Origin of the sequence: Nesterenkonia flava, assembly GCF_031432335.1 — a bacterium.
In the GTDB taxonomy this organism is placed as follows: Bacteria; Actinomycetota; Actinomycetes; order Actinomycetales; family Micrococcaceae; genus Nesterenkonia; species Nesterenkonia flava.
Map to the genome: position 1 here is coordinate 102,848 of NZ_JAVKGT010000004.1, position 18,438 is coordinate 121,285.

At 66.3% G+C, this 18,438-nt stretch carries 15 protein-coding genes; 8 read left to right on the forward strand and 7 right to left on the reverse strand.

The features are described from left to right. Nucleotides 1-51 precede the first annotated feature (51 nt). From RH857_RS02540 to RH857_RS02565, 6 genes are all read left to right on the forward strand, one after another. A complete protein-coding gene (locus RH857_RS02540; RefSeq protein WP_310536405.1) occupies nt 52-615 on the forward strand; it encodes a VOC family protein in 564 nt (187 codons plus the stop codon). Between the two features lie 133 nt (nt 616-748). Further along, nucleotides 749-1,843, forward strand: a complete 1,095-nt coding sequence (locus RH857_RS02545; RefSeq protein WP_310536406.1) for a pseudouridine synthase — start codon at nt 749-751, stop codon at nt 1,841-1,843. After that, nucleotides 1,824-2,420, forward strand: coding sequence for a DedA family protein (locus RH857_RS02550; protein ID WP_310536407.1), 597 nt, complete (start codon nt 1,824-1,826; stop codon nt 2,418-2,420). The genes RH857_RS02545 and RH857_RS02550 overlap by 20 nt, the downstream gene beginning before the upstream one ends. Nucleotides 2,421-2,487: 67 nt before the next feature. Then, the gene (locus RH857_RS02555; protein ID WP_310536408.1) at nt 2,488-4,548 is read left to right on the forward strand and encodes a TspO-related membrane protein; all 2,061 of its coding nucleotides are present in this window, start codon (nt 2,488-2,490) and stop codon (nt 4,546-4,548) included. 139 nt (nt 4,549-4,687) lie between these two features. Next, nucleotides 4,688-5,227 (forward strand): NUDIX hydrolase family protein, encoded by a 540-nt coding sequence (locus RH857_RS02560; RefSeq protein ID WP_310536409.1) that lies wholly within the window; start codon nt 4,688-4,690, stop codon nt 5,225-5,227. Continuing rightward, nucleotides 5,224-5,706, forward strand: coding sequence for a hypothetical protein (locus RH857_RS02565; protein WP_310536410.1), 483 nt, complete (start codon nt 5,224-5,226; stop codon nt 5,704-5,706). Before RH857_RS02560 ends, RH857_RS02565 begins: the two co-directional genes overlap by 4 nt. A 255-nt stretch (nt 5,707-5,961) precedes the next feature. Here the strand turns inward: RH857_RS02565 and RH857_RS02570 are convergent, their stop codons facing one another. Next, the gene (locus RH857_RS02570) at nt 5,962-7,140 is read right to left on the reverse strand and encodes a sensor histidine kinase (RefSeq protein ID WP_310536411.1); all 1,179 of its coding nucleotides are present in this window, start codon (nt 7,138-7,140) and stop codon (nt 5,962-5,964) included. Nucleotides 7,141-7,257: 117 nt separating this feature from the next. Here RH857_RS02570 and RH857_RS02575 point away from each other — a divergent pair, with 117 nt between their 5' ends. After that, a complete protein-coding gene (locus tag RH857_RS02575; RefSeq protein ID WP_310536412.1) occupies nt 7,258-7,974 on the forward strand; it encodes a response regulator in 717 nt (238 codons plus the stop codon). Between the two features lie 82 nt (nt 7,975-8,056). Here RH857_RS02575 and gcvT read toward each other — a convergent pair whose 3' ends face one another. From gcvT to RH857_RS02605, 6 genes are all read right to left on the reverse strand, one after another. Next, nucleotides 8,057-9,181, reverse strand: coding sequence for a glycine cleavage system aminomethyltransferase GcvT (gcvT, locus tag RH857_RS02580; protein ID WP_310536413.1), 1,125 nt, complete (start codon nt 9,179-9,181; stop codon nt 8,057-8,059). Between the two features lie 125 nt (nt 9,182-9,306). Further along, the gene (gene gcvP, locus RH857_RS02585) at nt 9,307-12,165 is read right to left on the reverse strand and encodes an aminomethyl-transferring glycine dehydrogenase (protein WP_310536414.1); all 2,859 of its coding nucleotides are present in this window, start codon (nt 12,163-12,165) and stop codon (nt 9,307-9,309) included. Between the two features lie 64 nt (nt 12,166-12,229). Further along, nucleotides 12,230-13,771 (reverse strand): outer membrane protein assembly factor BamB family protein, encoded by a 1,542-nt coding sequence (locus RH857_RS02590; protein ID WP_310536415.1) that lies wholly within the window; start codon nt 13,769-13,771, stop codon nt 12,230-12,232. Next, on the reverse strand, nt 13,768-15,078 hold the full coding sequence (locus RH857_RS02595) for a hypothetical protein (RefSeq protein WP_310536416.1): 1,311 nt from the start codon (nt 15,076-15,078) through the stop codon (nt 13,768-13,770). Before RH857_RS02595 ends, RH857_RS02590 begins: the two co-directional genes overlap by 4 nt. Before the next feature lie 69 nt (nt 15,079-15,147). Further along, entirely contained in the window at nt 15,148-16,242 is a 1,095-nt protein-coding gene (locus RH857_RS02600) for a hypothetical protein (RefSeq protein WP_310536417.1), read from the reverse strand. Between the two features lie 73 nt (nt 16,243-16,315). Next, nucleotides 16,316-17,311 (reverse strand): DUF368 domain-containing protein, encoded by a 996-nt coding sequence (locus tag RH857_RS02605; protein WP_310536418.1) that lies wholly within the window; start codon nt 17,309-17,311, stop codon nt 16,316-16,318. 222 nt (nt 17,312-17,533) lie between these two features. Here RH857_RS02605 and RH857_RS02610 point away from each other — a divergent pair, with 222 nt between their 5' ends. Beyond that, nucleotides 17,534-18,391, forward strand: a complete 858-nt coding sequence (locus RH857_RS02610; RefSeq protein ID WP_310536419.1) for a hypothetical protein — start codon at nt 17,534-17,536, stop codon at nt 18,389-18,391. The last annotated feature ends 47 nt before the right edge of the window (nt 18,392-18,438 follow it).

Sequence of the window (18,438 nt, forward strand, 5' to 3'; positions counted from 1 at the left end):
GGTGAGCGGACAGTCAGCGACTATTCAGGCATTTCGGGCTACCCTAAAGCCATGATTCTCTGCCTGCCGTTTCTGATGTTCCAGGGCCGGGCCCAAGAAGCCATTGACCACTACCTCGAGGCTTTTCCCGACGCCGAGCTCCTGGAGATCCTCCATCACCCGGAGGGAACAGAGATCTACGATCCTGAAGCTGACGCGGATCAAGACCGCCCCGGATCCGCCCACCAGACCGAGGCCTCCGAAGAGGAAGCACTGGACGATACCGCCTCCATGGAGGCCGTGGTTGACCTGGAGCAGACCCTGGTGGCCAGTGCTCAGCTGAAGATCGGCGGACAGGTCCTGATGATCCAGGACTCGTTGGTCAAGCATCACTTCGACTTCACCCCCTCCACCTCCATCGCCGTGGTGGTGGACACCGAGGACGAATTCCGCCGGATCACCGACCACCTCTCCGAGGGCGGAGAGTTCCTCATGGAACCCGGCGATTACGACTTCGCAAAGAACTTCACATGGGTCAAGGACCGCTTCGGAGTCTCCTGGCAGATCAATCAGCCGCTGGGCGCACCTGACCCGGACGTCGCGCCGGCTCGTGCCCCGGAGTGGACCCAGAGCTGAGCTCACCCGCCGCCCGACCGACAGCAGACTGACCTCTCCACCCTCCAGCTGAGCGCCCTGGCCGCAGCCAGCACGCGCACATCAGTCTCTGGGAGGATCACCGCTGCCCTGACCTGCTTGTAGGCTGAAACGCATGTCCATCCCGGCCCCTCTCCCCGTGCGCGACGGCGTCAACGCCACCCGCCTGAAGGTTCCGGAGACCGGACCATGGCCCACCGTCCACGACTACGTGCTGGAGACCTTCGGTCATATTGACCCGGCCGGCATTACGCAGCGGTTCCAGGACGGGGAGGTAGTCGACGCCGCGGGCAGACCGGTCAGCACCAGCACCCCGCTGGGCACTGTGGACTTCCTCTGGTACTACCGCTCCCTGCCCGAAGAGACGCCCCTTCCGGTGACAGAAGAGGTCCTGTACGAGGACGAACACCTCCTGGCCGTGGACAAACCACATTTTCTGCCCACGACCCCGGCGGGCAAGTATGTGCAGGAGTCCCTGCTGGTACGTCTTCGCAACCGACTGGACCTCCCCGATCTCATCCCCATCCACCGCCTGGACCGTGGAACCGCCGGAGTTGTCCTCTTCTCCAAACAGCCCGACACGCGCGGTGCCTACCAAGTGCTCTTCGAGCACCGGCGGGTCGCCAAGCAGTACGAGTGCATCAGTGCCTGGACGGACGGAACGGACATTGCTGGGCGTTTTCCGCTCACCGTGCGGAACAGGATCGAAAAGACCAAGGGTGTTGTGGTCAGCGAGCTGAAGCCCTACGGCGTCGCGCATTCGGGAGTCAAGCCGCACGAGCGTCGTCCAGCCAAGGGACGCCGCCGCACCGAGGTGGTGCCCGGACCCAATGCGGAGTCCAGGGTGGAGCTGCTGAAGACCGGAGTGAACAGGCGAGGTCTGGACGTCGGGCTCTTCCGTCTGACCCCGCACACCGGCAAGACCCACCAGCTGCGCATCCACATGGCGCTGTTGGGACTGGGCATCATGCACGACCGCTTCTACCCGGAGCTGGCACCCGATACTCCCGACGACTTCGACGCCCCGCTGCAGCTGCTGGCCCGGGAGATCGCCTTCACCGACCCGATCACCCGCGCACCGCGCCGCTTCGTTTCAAACCGTAGACTCATCGAATCACCGACTGACACAACCAGCCAGGGGCCTGGACACGGCATCCCGCAGCAGCACGCACAGCAGAACAGGGGGCCGGATGGTCGAGCAGCTCATTGAGGACTGGGGGCTCTGGTTTCTGCTCATCCAAGCGCTGGCGGTGGCAGTGACCGCGTTCGTGCCACCCTTCCCCTCCGAGATCATGGTGATCGCCTCCGGCGCGATGTCGGCCGACGGGTACATGCCGCTGTGGCTGGTGCTGCTGGCTACGTTCCTGGGCTGCCTGGTGGGCGACGTCGGCCTCTACCTGATGTTCCGGTACCAGTTCATCCGTGTGCTGTATCGCTGGAAATGGGGCCGGCGGATCCACCGCGCCATGGTGCGCGCCTCCATTCGCGCAGGCGGCGCGAATACATGGATCGGCCTGGCGCTCATCCGCTGGATCCCCGGCGGACGCGCCGCCTCCATGGCTACGGCAGGCATGATGCGCCTGTCCTGGAACGCGCTCACAGCCCTCGCTCTGCTCGGTGCTGTGACCTGGACCGCCTGGCTGGTCGGTTTAGGTTACATTACGGGAACAACTACCGGGATGCCCCCGTGGGCAAGCACTGTCACGGCCATTGTCATAGGTACAGTTGTGGGGTTGGCCATTGCGGTGATGGTAGCCCGACGGCGTCGGGCGTCTACTCAGGTTTGAGTGGCAAGATGCTGCACCGTGCGGGCCACGGTTGGACCATGACAGACGGCATCCCGGGAGGCAAGAGTTGACTGAGCAGTCGCGTACTGACTCTGAGCCCTCCCCTGCCGCCGAGACCGACGAGCAGTCACCTGAAACCACCGGACAGGTCCTGACCGAGACCCCCGCGCCCGAGGATCCTCTCGGCGAGGATCTGCCGGAGACCGACCCCGCAGACTCCGACGCTGATGAGCACCCTGCGCTCGCTGACGCCGCCGCCTCGGCCAGCGGCTCGGAAATCCCTGAGCCGAGCCACGACTCGGACCAGGAGAGTTCAGCGCAGAGCGGTCAGTCTGCTGCACTGGCCCGGCTGAAGGCCAAGGCACCACACGCCTCCCCCGACCTCTCCGGCACCGGTAACGAGACCCCTGCTGACTCCGCGAGCGCTGAAGCATCAGACCGTGGAGTTGAGCAGAGCCGCGGTACGCCTCAGGACGACGTCGCCTCGCACCCCGGCACGGCGAAGGACAGCCCCGCTCCGTCCGCGGAGCCCGCCTCTGCTGTGGCTGGGACCCCACAGGACATCTCCTCCTCCGGCGCTACCGACGAGGAGACCGAATCCCAGAACACCTCGCGCCAGGACACCTCCTCGCTGGGGCTCAGCGGGTTCCTCGACTCTTTGGATGAACGTGCCAGAGACTGGTGGAAGAACCGCAAGCAGCGCAGGGCACAACGCCAGGCGGATAAGGACGCCGCGGCCCAGCAGCACGATGCCGACGCTCCTGCGCCGCAGGTCGATGAGACCCCGGCCGGATCCCAGCCGGCTGCCGAGGAGCCCGCGGGTGAACGGCCGTCGTGGTCCTCCGGCCCCGGGGGCTTCCCCATCGCCGGTGTGCCCTCGCGCCACACGGACACCTCGGCCCCCCATGCGCAGAGTCCGTCCTCGGCCCCGTCGAAGAACGCGCTTCCGGAGGTACCCTCCGAGGATGCGACGCAGGTGCTGCCGCCTATTCGGGACCTTACGGGTCCCATCTCGCTGCCCCGCCCTCCGGCGGAAACTCGCGCCCCCGCGCGTCCCCGAGCCCCGCATGCGCCGTCGGCCGGCTCACCGATGGGCCCGCCTCGGGTCCGTCGCGCCCTGGACGATCAGCGCCGCCGTGATGTGATCCTCGAGAAGGCCGCTGCCATCGAGGCAGCCACTGCGGGCAATCACCGTCCTCCGGCCTACGAGTTCGCCGACGATGAAGAAGACCTCTACACCTACATCCCCCCGTACAACCTGCCCTCACGGGATCCCGACCCGGAGCCGACCCAGATCGACTTCTACCGCCGGATCTTTGTCAGCGTCGGCGCTGCCGCCGCGCTGGCCTCGCTGCTGTGGATGCTCGGTCTCTTCGGAACCAGCCCCGCGGTGCTGACCGGCAACGGTCTTGAGGAGCACTCCGACGGCTGGTTCTCCGGGGAATACGCCCTTCTCAGCCCCGACCACAATATGTACTGGTTGTGGCCGGTGCTGGTAGTGGGGCTGGTGGCCCATGCCGTCTTCCAGTGGATGCCCACACAGCAGTCAACGCCGCGCCAGCAGCGTTCGGGCTGGCTCGTCGGGGCCTCCTCGCTGCTGATGCTGGTGGTCACCGCCGCAGTGCACTTCGGGCTGTTCACCCTGAACCTGTTGGCCTCCATGGCCGTGGCGCTGGCATTGGTGGATGCCATCCGGCAGTTCAATCTCTACACCGCGCGCACCACCCTCGAACGTCGCCTGACCGATGCGATCGTCGGCGCGTTCTTCGGCTTTGCGCTGGTGCAGGCCATGTCCGCACTGTCGGTGTGGCTGACCTACTACGGCTGGCACATCCCGGGAATCCCCGCGCTGCTGTGGGCACTGCTGGGGCTCTTCATCTGCGTGTGGACCGCCGCGTTCTACTCCATGACCGAACGGGGCCGCATCACTATCTCCCTGGCGCTGGGCTGGGGTATGTTCTGGCTGATCTTCCCGCGCCTGCTCGCGGAGGTCACCAGCGTGTGGGTGGCGATCGGTGCCGCTATGGGTGCCTTCATCGTGATCCTCTCGACCCAGTCCCGCCGGCACCGCATCAACCACGCTGAGCGTCGCGCCGCCATGGGCCGGCCCCTGGAAGACATCATCTAGAACGGTCCTCACGCAGGGAAGAGGGCGTGCGTTTCCTGGCCCGGCCGTGCCTTTCTCCCACCAGGATCAGCGCAGACCTTCACGGGTATAGCGTCCGGTCCGCGGGCGGGCACACCCCGCCGCGTGAGACCATGGGGACATGTCCGTGCGAACACCCGATCCCAACCCCGGCTGGCTCAGTGAAGAGGACCTCTACGAAGCCCGTCGGCGTCTTCCCATCGTCTACGTGGAGGCCCTGCCCGTCCGACTGGACTCCCTGGGCTACGTCACCGAGGTCGGACTGCTTTACACCGCCGACGACGACGGCCAGTTCTACCGCAGCGTGGTCTCGGGCCGCGTGATGTACCGCGAGACCATTCGCGCCGCGCTCATCCGGCATATCGAAAAAGACCTCGGCTCCCTGGCACTGCCGCAGCTGCCGCCCTCCCCCGCGCCCTTCACCGTGGCGGAGTACTTCCCGTATCCCTCGGAGACGGGGCTCGTCGATGATCGTCAGCATGCAGTGTCCCTGGCCTACATCGTTCCGGTGACCGGCGAGTGCGAGCCCCGCCAGGATGCCTTGGAGGTTTCCTGGCTGAGTCCCGAACAGGCGCTCTCCCCAGAGGTGCAGGCCGAGTTCACTGGCGGGCGGGAGAAGCTCGTCCAGCAAGCACTGGCCCACGTAGGAATGGCCCGATGACGACCCCGGCTCCCGAGAAGACTTCTGCACGACGCCGCCCCCGCTCTTCTGCACCCGCCGGGCCTCGTCCCCGCCTGCGGCTGGGTCTGGCCGGATGGGCTGTGGCGTGGCTGATTCCCACGATGATTATGGGAGCGGTCCTGCTGGGACTGTCCTTTGTTCCTGGTCTCGACGGCGACGGATACCTGACGCCCCTGATCCCGCTCATCGGCGCCGCCGCTGTGGTGGTCGGCATCCCAGGCACCCTCCTGGTGAACTGGATTTACCGCCACCACCTGAATCCCGTGGTGCATGTGCTCGGCTATGTGGTGGTGGGCCTGCTCTACGGCCCGGTCATCCTCTTCGGCGGCGTAGGCGGACTGATGCCGATGCTGATCCCGGTGATCGGATTCCCGGCCGGAGTGCTGCTGGGCCTGGGACGCTGGGTGGCCCAGCCCATGGCCCGCATCGAGGATCCCGCCGCGGAAGCAGCGGATTGACGTTGAGGGCTCGGGCGGTGCCGTTCTCACCGCCCGAGCCACAGGTCGGTCGAGCACTGATCGCAGAAGCCGTTGCACCGAAACTCCCGCGGGCTCACACCCACCTGCAAGGTGTAAGTGCACCGTTTCTGCACTTGCACCCGTAAATTCTTCACCCTGCGAGGGGCCGCGACTAGTCGACTTTTGTCTAGAATCCCCGTAGAAAACGCGGGGATGCGGCCTACGGCGCGTGTGGTTGGTCACACGAGTTCGCGCTCAGGCCCGGCGCATGTTTCTGACGTCCACCAGCCAGCGCCCCTGATCATCCATGCCGGCGCTCACTGTCCCGCCGAAGGCGCCAGCACGGTCCCGCACGCCCTGAAGCCCCGCACCGGAGCTCGACCATGACTCACCCTCCTGCTGCGCACCGGCGACGGCGTTAGCCACCTGCAGATGCACACAGTCGTCCTCCACCCGCAGCGCAATGGTGCATTGAGCGCCCCCTGCGGCGTACTTCGCGATATTCGTGGTGCACTCCTGCAGGATCCTGTAGAGCGCCGAGGAGACCGACGGCGAGACGGCCTGAAGGTCCCCCTCCACCTCCACACTTACCCGGAATCCCAGCAGACGCAGTCGCTGGGCGAAGACGTCACACCCCGTGGCGATGCTGAGCTCATCCTCAGAGCCGCCCGCGGTGTCGTCGTCGTCCTCCTGCAGGAGAGCGAGCATACGCCGCAGGTCCTTCAGCGCCACGCGGGATGAGTCACCTATGGCCTGAATTGCCTGCTCATAGGCGCCGAGCGTTCCCTTGAGCTGGGCTGCACGCGACTGCATAGCTATCAAAGTGATGTCGTGAGCAACGATGTCGTGGAGGTCCCGCGCGATGGCCCGTCGCTCGGCCGTGACTGCCTCGCGGTGCCTGTTCTCAGCCTCCTGCAGGTCACGACGAGACTGCAGCCGTGCGGTGGTCACGTGACGGAACGCGCCGCCGATGCCGTAGGCGCCCAGCAGCAGCACGGTCACCCCCAGGAAGGTCAGGGTCCCGGTCAGCGGATCCTCCATGGAGAGCCCCATGAGACCGGCCCAGAGAACCATGGCTGCCAGGGTGGAGAGACGGAAGGTGCGCGTCGCGGCCTGCGCCGTCAGCCCGGTCACCAGCAGCGCCAGGCTCACCGAGTAGGCCACCCCGTCCACAAACAGCGCCACGATGAGTGCGACGACGGCAGCAACGGCCGCATAGGTGACACAGACCCACAGGAGCACAATGCACACCGTCGAGAAGAGCCCTGCCGCGGCCAGGCTCACCGGGAACTCATCATCCGAGATGATCTCGTAGAGAATGTCCGCGCCCAGGGCGATCCCGAAGCCGAGGGTGACGGCTACAAGCACCCAGGTGTTGACGCCTCGGCAGGACCAGAAACCTCCTGCCTCGAACTCCTGCGCCACGTGTGTCATCCCCTAAGCGTAACGAGCGCTGTGCGTTGTCCCGATCACCCGGAGACTCCTGCAACATCCGGTGACCTACCAGGGAGTATCCAGGGAACAGTGCCGCGTACCCCCTAGGATGGCACCATGACCGTAAACGATGAACACCCTGACACGGCCGCGACGGCTGGCGGTGTCATACGCGTGCTCATCGCTGAAGATCATCCGGTGATGTCATCAGCGCTGCGGACCTACGTGGATTCCAGCGACGGAATGGAATGCGTGGGCGAAGCGCGCGACGGCGAGTCTGCCGTTCAGCTAGCGGAGACGCTGGAGCCACACGTGGTGGTGATGGATCTGCACATGCCCGCCATGGACGGGATCGAGGCCACCCGGCACATTCAGCGAGGCCACCCCGAGATCGCCGTACTGGCCGTCACCACCTTCTCTACTGAACGCTACGTGATTCCTGCGCTGCGCGCCGGGGCCGGAGGCTACATCGTCAAAGACGCCGAACCTGAGGAGATCATCGACGCGATCCGGCAGGTCCACGAGGGCCTCTCGCCCTTCTCCCCCGCCGTAGCCCACCAGCTGATGGTCTCGGTACGGAACAACCCAGCCCAAGTGGCCTCCGCCCTGGAGCGGTTCCCTCAACCGCCACAGATCCCCGACCGGGAGCGGGAAGGGCTGAAGCTGCTGGCCCGCGGCTGCTCCAACGCGGAGATCGCCGCGCAGATGTCTGTCTCGGAGGCCACGGTGAAGGTTTATATGGGCCGCCTCATGCAGCGGCTGGCCGTTCGTGACCGCGTGCAGCTGCTCATCCGCGCCACGGAGCTGGGACTCGTCGAACCAGCCCTCGACTGAGCTGGTTCCGGGCGCGGGGAAAACCCCGCCGCCGTCTCGGCGAGCTCACGCTCGCCATCACACCTCTAGAGCTGGTTCCAGCTCAGCCGCGGGTGTAGAAGGGCAGCTCCACCACCTCAAAGGGCAGAACTTTTCCGCGGACATCGACCAGCAGGGACGTGCCGGGTTGCGCATAGGCGACATCAACATAGGCCATCGCGATCGCATACCCCAACGTGGGACTCGGCGCCCCGGAGGTCACCTCGCCGATGCTGTCTCCGGCGGGACTCAGCACAGCGTATCCGCTGCGGGCTGCGCGCTTACTCTGCGCCGTCAGCCCCACCAGCCGCTGCCCGGACGTGCGTCCCAGACCCGCGCTGCGGGCCTCCTCCAGTGCGGCCCGTCCTACGAAGTCCTCCGGCTTGGAGAATGCCACCACTCGAAGCCCGGCCTCCTGAGGGGTCCGCCGGGTTGAGAGCTCGTGGCCGTAGAGGGGCATCCCGGCCTCCAGGCGGAGCGAGTCCCGGCAGGCCAAACCGCATGGAAGCAGTCCGAAGTCCTCACCGCCCTGCCTCAGGTTCCGCCACAGCGCCCCCGCGCGGTCCTCCGGAATGAAGAGTTCAAAACCATCCTCGCCGGTGTAACCGGTGCGGGCCAGCAGCACCTCGTCGCCGCCGATGGTGACCGTGGTCTGGGCGTAGTAGTCCAGGCCCTCCACCAGATAGGTCTCATCCAGCCGAACCACCGAGGAGATGATCTGCTCAGCGGCCGGACCTTGGACGGCGATCAGCGCGATGCCCTCGGTCTCGTCCCAGATCTCCACGTCGCCGAAATCCTCGGCGTGCCGGAGCAGCTCTCCGACCACGGTTTCTCGATTGCCGGCGTTGGGAACCACCAGGTACTGGTGCTCCTCCAGCCGATAGATGATCAGGTCATCGATGATGCCGCCGTCGTCGTCGCACATCACCGAATACTTGGCGCGCCCCGGGGCCAGGGCTGTCAGGTTGCCCACCAGCGCGGTATTGAGGAACGTGGACGCATTCTCCCCCACCACGCGGACCTCGCCCATGTGAGAGAGGTCGAAGAGCCCAGCCGCGCTGCGTACAGCCTGGTGCTCGGCAAGCTCGGAGGTGTACTTCAGGGGCATGCGCCATCCCCCAAAATCGGTGAAGCTCGCACCGAGCGCCTCATGCTCGGCCGCCAGCGCACTCTCTCTGAGTTCGGTCATGGTCACCTTTTCCTGGGTCGCCAGCGAGCGAGCCCAATTGAGCTGAGAGCGGTGAGGAGGCTGTTCTCCTCACCGCTGAGCGATTGAGGGGCCGGGCTTGTCCTCCGGAGGAAGCTGAGAGCTCGTCAGAGTTCGAAAGCTTCCGGAGGAGGACAAGAGCAGACCAGATGCCGGTCACCGTGGGCACCGTCGATCCGGCTCACCGGAGGGAAGTACTTATCCTGCTGCAGCCCGCTCACCGGGAAGGCAGCCTCCTCACGAGAGTAGGCGCGGTCCCAGTCATCGGCGATTACGACGACGGCTGGGTGGGGTGCGTGCCGCAGCGGAGATTCGTGAGCTTCCAGCTTGCCGTCGATGACTTCCTGGATCTCTGCGCGGATGGCGACCATCGCCTCGATGAACCGTTCGATCTCCACCAGGTCCTCGGACTCGGTGGGCTCGACCATGAGGGTTCCGGCTACCGGGAACGCCAAAGTGGGGGCGTGGAACCCATAGTCAATGAGGCGCTTGCAGACATCCTCGGCAGTGATGCCGGATTCCTTGGTCAGCTCGCGCAGATCCAGAATGCACTCGTGGGCGACGAGACCGTTCTCTCCGGTGTAGAGGGTCGGAAAGTGCTCGGCGAGGCGTCGGGAGATGTAGTTGGCGCCCAGCAGGGCATGGGCGGTGGCTTTGGTCAGACCCTCCGCACCCATCAGGGCCAGGTAGGCCCAGGAGATGGGGAGCACCCCCGCTGACCCGTAGGGCGCACCCGCCACGGGCGCCGCCCCGGTGAGTCCGGAGTCCTCCGTGGGCAGGAAATCCACCAGGTGCTCGGCGACAGCAACAGGTCCTACGCCCGGACCGCCGCCGCCGTGGGGGATGCAGAAGGTCTTGTGCAGATTCAGGTGGCTCACGTCGCCGCCGAACTCCCCCGGCTGGGCCAGGCCCACCAGGGCGTTGAGGTTGGCACCGTCGATGTAGACCTGCCCGCCGGCTTCGTGCACCCGGTGGCAGACCTCTCGCACATCAGACTCGTAGACGCCGTGGGTGGAGGGGTAGGTGATCATGATGGCCGCGATCTGGTCCGGATGGGCGGCGATCTTCTCGTCGAGATCCTCGAGGTCGATCGTGCCGTCCTCAGCGGTGGCCACAACCACCACCTGCAGCCCGGCCAGCACCGCTGATGAAGCGTTGGTGCCGTGGGCGGAGGCGGGGATGAGGCAGACGGTGCGGGCGTCGTCGCCACGACTGAGGTGGTACTGGCGGATTGCCAGAAGTCCCGCGTACTCCCCCTGTGAGCCGGCGTTGGGCTGGACGGAGACCGCCACGTAGCCGGTAATCTCTGCCAGCCGGTCCTCCAGGTCCACAATCAGCTCGCGCCACCCCTGAGTCTGGTGCTCCGGCGCGTACGGGTGGATGCTGGCAAACTCGGGCCAGCTGATGGCCTGCATCTCCGTGGCGGCGTTGAGCTTCATGGTGCAGGAGCCCAGGGGGATCATGGTGCGGTCCAGCGCCAGATCCCGGTCTGCCAGTCGGCGCAGGTAGCGCATCATCTGCGTCTCGGAACGCACGGTGTGGAAGATGGGATGCGTCATGTACTCGCTGGTGCGCGCCAGGGAGTCGGGATAGGCGAAGTCACCGTCGAGAATGACCTCGTCAAAGAGCTCCGGAGCCCGGCTGGGTCGATCCACCAGGCCCAGGGCGTAGGCCACCAGGTACAGCTCACGGGACGTGGTGGTCTCATCAGTGCTGATCCCCACGGTGGTCTCGTCCACCCTGCGCAGGTTCACACCGACGGCTTCCGCCCCCGCGATGATGCGCTCGGCCTCCTCGAAGGTCTCCAACCGCATCTGCACGGTGTCGAAGAAGGACTCGGTGACCAGGGTGCCCCCGGCCGCCTTGATGGCTTCAGCGAGGCCGCGGGCCTGAGTGTGAACGCGCTCGGCGATTCTGCGCAGGCCCTCGGGGCCGTGGTAGACCCCGTACATGCCGGCCACCACAGCCAGCAGCGCCTGGGCCGTACAGATGTTTGAGGTGGCCCGCTCGCGGCGGATGTGCTGCTCGCGGGTCTGCAGCGCCAGGCGGTAAGCGGTGCGCCCCTCCGCGTCCTGGGAGACGCCCACCAGCCGCCCGGGCAGCTGACGCTGGAGGCCGGAACGCACAGCGATGAAAGCGGCATGCGGCCCGCCGAAGAACAACGGTACGCCGAAGCGCTGCGAGCTGCCCACGGCAATGTCTGCACCCTGTTCACCGGGAGGGGTAATGAGCGTGCAGGCCAGCAGGTCGGTGGCCACGGTGACCAGCGCGCCGCGCTCCTTGGCTTCGCTGATGAGACCAGAATGGTCGACGACGGCACCCGAGTTGCCAGGCTGCTGGAGCACGAGTCCGCAGATCTCACCTTCGGGGAGACCCTGGGCGGCGTCGAAGAACTCCAGAGCGATGCCGGCCGCTTCGGCTCGTCCGGCCAGCACCAGCCGGGTCTGGGGGAAAATGTCGGCGTCGACCAAGATTCTGGCTCCGGTCTGCGCTTTGTTGGCCCGCCGCATCAGCAGCACCGCTTCGGCCACGGCGGAGGGCTCATCCAGCAGAGAGGCGTTGGCGATGTCGAGCCCAGTCAGGTCAGCGACCATGGTCTGGAAGTTCAGCAGCGCCTCAAGCCGCCCCTGGCTGATTTCCGGCTGGTAAGGGGTGTAGGCCGTATACCAGGCGGGGTTCTCCAGCACGTTGCGCTGGATCACTGACGGGGTGTGGGCCGGATAGTAGCCCTGCCCGATCATCTGAGTCTTGACCTGATTCTGAGAGGCGAAGCGTCGCAGCGCCGCCAAGGTCTCGGCCTCGCTGAGGGCGGGCGGCAGGTGCAGCTCCTGCTGCTGCCGGATACCGGCGGGGACGGCGTCGTCGATCAGTGCGTCCAGGGAGTCGTATCCCAGCACCCCGAGCATGGTCTCGGTGGTGTCAGGGCCCGGGCCAATGTGGCGGGCGGCGAATCCAACGGGTGTCATGTAAACCTTCCGAACGCAGGGCGAATCCTGGCCATGATAGCCGCCCAGCCGGTCTCTGCGCTGGTCAGGGCCAGGTGAGCACGACGATGTCGGCAGTCTCGATCTCGACCGTCTCGTAGTCGTCCTCACCCGGAAGGGGTACGGCATAACCGGGCAGCATGATCATCCCGCCGTCCCACGGCCGCGCCTCGATGACGGGCATCAGCCCAGCGGCATACTCTTCGGGAGCACGCCAGCGAGCCACGGGACTTCCGTCCTCGCCGTCGAGCAGAATGAAGTCCTCCACGCTCCGCTCGTCGCCCACCTGCGTGAACACATAGCGTCCGGTCGAGTCTGTGCCCACCGGCAGCACCAGGCGGCTGGGACCGTCAGCGTGCCCCTCGTGCAGCACCACTTCGCGTCCCACGCTGGAGGTCCACACCCGCTCTCCGGTCTCGGGGTTGAGCCGGACCACCTCGTCGAAATCTGAGACCACCAGATCTCCCTCGATCCAGGTAGCGCGATGGAAGGAATAGATGTCCACCCGCGTCTCCTCGAGGGACTGCACCGGGAGGTGCTTGGTGGTCACGGCCCGGCTGAGCACCTCCCCGGTGGCAGGATCCAGGGTGATGATCAGCTGGCTGGTGCCCTCAGGCCCGGTGGGTTCGGCCAGCACGTGGTGACCGTGGGGATGCATCCGCACATCACACATGGTCAGGTCCTCAGGCATGTGCTCACCGAAGATGTCCTCGGTGTCCAGGTGCCAGCTGGCGTCACCCTCGGGGTCTGTGCCGATCACCTCGCACCCGTCGAAGAAACTACCGGCCACCACCATGCCGTACCCTTCGGCGTATCCCCAGGTCACATCGGATTCAAAGAGTCCAAGCACCTCGCTGGCTCCTCTGAGCTGCTCACCCACCGGTACCGAACCGTCCTCCTCCATTCGGTGGATGCGGCCTTCCCTGCCCAGGTACAGGACCGCCTCGTCCTGCACCATCAGGCTTCCGCCCATCGCCGGCTCGTAGGGCAGGGACGTCTCCTCCTCGGAGAGGTCCTCCCAGGAATCGGCTGATGATGCATCAGCCGGCTCCTGGAGCACCTCGGCCGCACCGTCGCTCAGGTCCACCGAGGCGAACCCCGTGCACCGCTCATAGAGGCTGCTGGTATAGGACACATAGAGATGAGTGGGACTCTCCTCCGGAACGGCTACCGCCTGGCACACCCCTCCCAGATCCATGTCGAGGTCGCTGGTCCACCGTTGTTCCCCGGCGACCAGGTCCACGGCGGTGAGAGTGTCGAAGGACCAGAGGATCATGAGCCCGCCCACCGGCAGCGCACCCGCTCCGGCGAAGAGGTCATCAGCTCCGGCGGTCGAACCGACCAGCTGATTCTCCAGGTCATCGGTGGGCGCGATGACGATGGAGGTGTTCATCGTCTCGGCGTCAGCGGCATCCCACAGCCGGGGGCGCTCCTGGGGCATGGGGAAAGTCCACTCGGGAGCTTCCCCGGCGGGCGACTCCGGCTCTGGGTCCGGCGTCGCCTGCGGCTCGGTCCCCTGCCCGCAGGCGAGCAGACTCAGCACGGCAAGACCGGCCAGTGGGATGCTGGTGCTCCTGAATCGACTCATGCGCCTTCAATCCTTCTCAGTGTGCGATCGAAGAGCTCCTGGACCTCTTCTTCCCGCCGTAGGTGCTGATAGCTGCGGCGGGCTTGTTCGAGGACACCCTCCAGCCCTTCCTCCTCGTCCACGGTCAGGAAGACCATTCCCGCCGCGTCGTAATCCAGACCCGCATCCGGGCCGTCGAAGAACGACGCTTCTCCGTCGATGGTCCGCTGGGCGAAGTCCGAAAAGCCTGCCGCGGTTCCGCCGGCGGTGGCGCGTAGGTCTCTGTAGCCGAGACGATGCTCGCACCATGTGGCGAATCCTTCGGACTCCCACTGGGTGGAGCGGGTTCCCCATTGGTTGGCCAGCGCATGAGCGGCTTCATGCGCACTGAGGCGCTCTACCTGGTCCAGTCCCCGAATGAAGTCGGCATAGAGGCCAGTGCGCGCGGTGCCGGCCGGGGCGTCGTCGTCATCAAGCTCCACCTCCTGCCCGCTGGCCAGGCTCCAGGGGTCCAGGTAGAAGTGCCGCCAGGCCCGACCCCAGACCTCGGTGGTCTCCTCCGATGCGGTCCATACCTGCTCGTGTGCTCCGGACCAGAGCAGGGTGACCAGAAGCTTCTCCTGACCCGCGGGCACCGGCAGCAGCTCCATGGCACGTGCGACGCCCCTGTCAATACTCGCCTGCCAGGACTCCGCGGTGCTGCGTTCCTCCTGGCGGAAGGCGATGACGGCGTGATCGCTCACCAGGAACTCCATGTCCAGAGCGTCCCACGGGGCCGGGCGGAATGAGTTCTGCGGGGCCTGGAGTTCGACGATCTCCAGCTGCCCGTCCTCCCCCTCCTTCCGGTAGACCGCCTGCATCTCCTCCACCACGTCCCGGGCATCGCATCCCTTGATCTGGTGGCTGAACACCAAGCCGGCAGGAAACTCCAGCACCTCGCCCTCCGTCTGGCGGGTGGCATCCTGCGGCGGGGAGCCCACGAAGAACCGCCCCTCGAAGATCTCCTCGGAGGAGTAGAGCTCGGCACGACGACGCCACAGCTCCACCTCCTGCTCATCCTTGAGCGCGAGCGCGGCGATGAGTCCGTCTGCATCCCCGGAGGCCAGCGTGGTGGTGAGGCTGTCCATAAGCTGCTGGGCATCCTGCTCCGTGGCGATGACGCCGCCCTCGCGCTCGATGACCAGGGGTCCCTGGTCCGCGGCCGCAGGCGATGATGAGCCGGTCTCGGTGGGGGCTGGTTCAGGTTCAGCGGGAGAGGACTGGCAGCCGACCAGGGTTAATGCGCCTGCGGAGAGAAGGAAGGTGCGGCGATCAAGTGCTGGGCTCATGATGGTCCTTGGCTTCGGGGACGAGGCGGCGGCTGGTCTCACGATTCGGCGGTGTCACGGCGGGTGGCCTCACTCTGGGGTGGGCTCACCGTCAGGCGATAGAGTCCCGGGGGCATCCCGCAGCATGCGAAAGAGCGGCTCCTCACGGTCGTAGTGGGGCGCGAAATCCGCCATAAAGGTGCTGAGCTCTTCGGCCTCATACTCACTCGAGGGCAGGGCCGTCACGCTGATCAGTGTCTGGTTCTCCAGCAAGGTGATCAGGCTTTGGTCCTCGAGCCAGAGCGTGATCTGGCCTGGACCGTCTACCTCTTCAGCGTCTTCCTCCCACATCTGCATCGCCTGCTCCGGTTCCGGAATCGCGTTGACGGTGGCGGTGAGCACGGCGCTATCCGTGCGCCATGCGCAGCTGGGGAAGCTGGAGGGGTCAGAGCGTGCGGCCTGGATCGGCCCGCCCAACAGCGCCTCCACGGCGTCGTCGTGCTGGGCGCAGGCTGGCGTGGTGCGGATCGGCTCGGGGGCCGGCAGGTCCGCGGCGGCCTCGCCCACCAGATTCAGGAAACCCTCGTCCGCCGCGGCCGCGGAGTTCTGGGCACCACCGCGTACGGTCAGGATGCGTTCGCCGGAGTACAGGTGGGCGCTGTCCCCGATGCGCACGGCGTCGACGTTCGGGGAGATCTCCTCCGGCCGGTCTTCCGCCGCCTCCTCCGCACGGGAGAGGAAGTCCTCCCAGCCCTGCGCATCGACGGTGTCCACGGACCAGGAGAGGTGGATCATCTCGGTGGTCATGTGCTCATCTGCCATGGTCATGATGCAGTGGTCGAAGATCAGGTGATGCTCGACCCCGAAGCCGGTGCTGATCTGGTGCAGCATGGGCAGACCGGTCACGGCTTCCAGAGGCTCGGCGGCTTCGTCCTGATCGAGCAGTCCGCACAGGCTCTGGGCCACTGCCGCGTCGACGAATAGCGGCTCTCCGGTGCGCGGCGGAGGCGGCTGGGGCATCTCCGCGGCAGCGTCAGCGTCAGCGGGGAGATCCGGTTCACGCGGCTGGTCCTGACCGCAGGCGCTGAGGACCAGGGCGCTGAACAGAGCGGCGCCCGTCGCGACACGCGTAGCCCGACTGGCGCCTCCAGTCTGTCCCCGTGGCGTCTCTGCCAGCAGTGTCACCGCGACTACCCCCTGTCCCGTTGACGCCTATTCAAGCACATTCGAGAGGCGTTTCAGGGGCAGAGGCGATGAATCAAACGGTTCGCCTGGCGCTGCGTGCCGCCAGGCGCGCGTCGATGACCACAAGGATCGCGACGACCACGAATCCGGCGGCGCCGACTGCGAGGATCAGGCCCACGTCATCCCCCGGGGCCTGCAGATCTCGATCCTCGGTCTGCCAGGGCCACAGGGTCCGCAGGGCTCCGAGCATCACTCCGGAGAGCACCACCAGAGTGATCTGGTGGTAGTGGTCCAGCAACCATTTCAGGCCCTTGACGATGACGACGAGGCCGATCACCATACCGACGGCGAAGATGCCCAGGTATCCGAGGTCCAGGGTTCGGGCGGCGTCGATCGTGGGCTCGTAAAGCCCAAATGTCAGCAGGAGGAAAGACCCTGAGAGTCCGGGCAGCAGGAGCGCAGAGACGGCGACGGCGGCGGCAGGCAGCACGATCCACCAGTGGGGCTCCACATGGTTCGGCGGCAGGGAGACCAGCCAGAAGGTGACCGCCGCAGCGGCCAGGCCCGCGATGACGTGCCCTGCCGCCACACGTCCGGCCATCCGTACCGGCACCGCGATGGAGGCCAGGACCATGCCGAAGAAGGCGGCTCGCGTCAGCTCGGGGTGATCCTCGATCCAGCCGCCCACGAACTGCACCGCGGTGAACAGGCCCACCAGCATGCCGATCATGACGGGCACGATGATGCGCCAGTGCACCTGGCCCACGTAATGCTTGAAGCCGGCGGCTCGGCCCGTGGACTGCACTCCGTCGACCAGGTAGGTGCCAGTGAGCAGGGCGCGGACGGCCGAGACCACGGAGGAGGCCGAGCTGATGAGCTGACGGTAGATTCCCACCACCAGCGCGACAGTCCCTCCTGAGACCCCCGGCACGGTCTCCACGATGCCGATCAGGGCACCGCGGATCACATTGCCGGGCAAGGAGGTACGGCGATCCTCGGGAGCGCGGGTTTCAGTGTCCAGGGCGGGGGCAGCGGGCTCGGGGCTGCTCGGGGAAGAAGTCTGCGGCATAGCCCCCTAAGCATACGTGGGGCCGCTGAGCGGCCCTGGCAGCAGGTGCTCGCGTCGGCGGTGATTGTGCAGATTCCTTTACTCAGTCCTTGCCCAGACGTTACGCAGCGGAAACCCTTCGCTGTTTACTGTGGGAAGACGCTGTTTATCACTGGGATATACCCGTTTGCACTCACTTTCTCCCTCGATCCCGCGTCCGCACGTTCCTCACCGGAGGCCCTCATGCACGTGTCCGTGCTCTGCAGAACCGAGCTGTTCTCCGCAGCCCAGCACGGGCACCCATGCCCAGCGCCAGCGCTACTGCCGGAGTGGTCTGCCCAGGACCGCCTGGGCATCGTGGTGAGGGAGCCGATGGGTGCCGCCGGCGCAAGCCTCCTGATGCAGCTGGCCTGCGCACTCTTCTACGAGGTGCTGCCCGTACGCCGCCGGGACCAGTACCCTCCACTGTTCGTCTTCCACGTGGGCGGCAGATTCGGCGACCATTCACCCCTTGATGTCTGGCCACCCCGCCGCGAGGTCTTTCTTCCCCATGATCCGTATCTCTTGCTGGGCGCCCTACGAGACCGGGCCATCACCCGGCTCGTTCTTCCCGCAGCTGCGGGCCCAACGGGTTCCGGCCAGGCACGTCCCACCGGCCCCGGGGAGATCGGGTGGCTCACCGAGGCGCCCAGCGGGTGGACCGACGCCGCCAGCCACCTGGAGCAGCTCCGCTCGGCATACCTGTACTCCCCGACGGGAGCGATCCACGATGCCGACACTCAGCTCAGCGCCGCCAGCTCAGACCTGGAGTCCATGGTCGAGGACACCCTGCAGCCGCACCGCTGCCACACCGAATTCTCACAGCGTGATGACGAGTCTCTCCTGGCGATGGGTGCCGGGCCGAGCTCCGTGGCCGATCTCCGCCAGTGGCTGGAGATCTTCGGTCAGCGGCTGGACGAAACACCACCCCGCGCACGCCGCAGGGCCCTGCACCACAGAACCGCACTGCGAGAGACCTCCCCGCAGGGTGACGTCGTCGTGCAGTCGTATCGAAAGATCGAGGCTACCGACACCTTCGCCCTCATGGCCTGCCCCCGTTAGCTTCTAAGGGCACCAGTTCTCCGGCAGGATAAGTGGTGTTGTCCGGT